Source organism: Aquamicrobium soli, from assembly GCF_042646345.1.
Taxonomy (GTDB): domain Bacteria; phylum Pseudomonadota; class Alphaproteobacteria; order Rhizobiales; family Rhizobiaceae; genus Mesorhizobium; species Mesorhizobium soli_A.
On the sequence record NZ_JBHRTK010000042.1, the window covers coordinates 1 to 557 of the forward strand.

At 66.1% G+C, this 557-nt stretch carries 1 protein-coding gene; it reads right to left on the reverse strand.

All coding sequences use genetic code 11. The features are described 5' to 3' along the window. Nucleotides 1–113: 113 nt before the first annotated feature. A partial coding sequence (locus ACFOHJ_RS24835; RefSeq protein ID WP_378225836.1) for an HK97 family phage prohead protease occupies nucleotides 114–557 on the reverse strand: 444 nt, incomplete at its 5' end.

The following is a 557-nucleotide window of genomic DNA, read 5'->3' on the forward strand; positions in this document are numbered from 1 at the left end:
TCCTTGCTCATGATGTTCTCCATGTGAGCACGTCGAAAAAGCCCGCTCGGAAGCAGGCGGTGGAGACGGGAAGCGGGATGCTTGCCGCGCCCTCCGGCGGATGCCGGGTGAACTCAGGAAATCTTGCGGAACTTGGCCTCGGCCTCGGCCTTGCGGCGGGCGAATGCGGCGGCGTTGCGCTGGCGACGGTGTTCCTTCCGGACGCCCTCCAGCGACCGGAGCGCGACCGACGTACCGTCATAAGCCGGCTCGGACACGATGCTGACCTCGCCAAGCTTGACCTCCAGAAGCGTGCGCTTCGGCGGGTCTACCGTTTCGTCCCACTCCTGGCGCACCGCCTCGAACCGGAACGACATGCCGGAGACATCGCCGCGCTCGACCAGCGTTTTCACGTCGCGACCATCGGTGGTGTCGGGCAGGTCGATCTCGACGCGCAGACCCTTGTCATCTTCCTCACAACGGAGGGTGCCGGCAGAGAGGCGCCCGAGCACCCGGCCGCTATCATGATCGAAATAGGCGCGGACGTCGGCGGTGCGCAGGGTGTTGGTGAAGGCGCC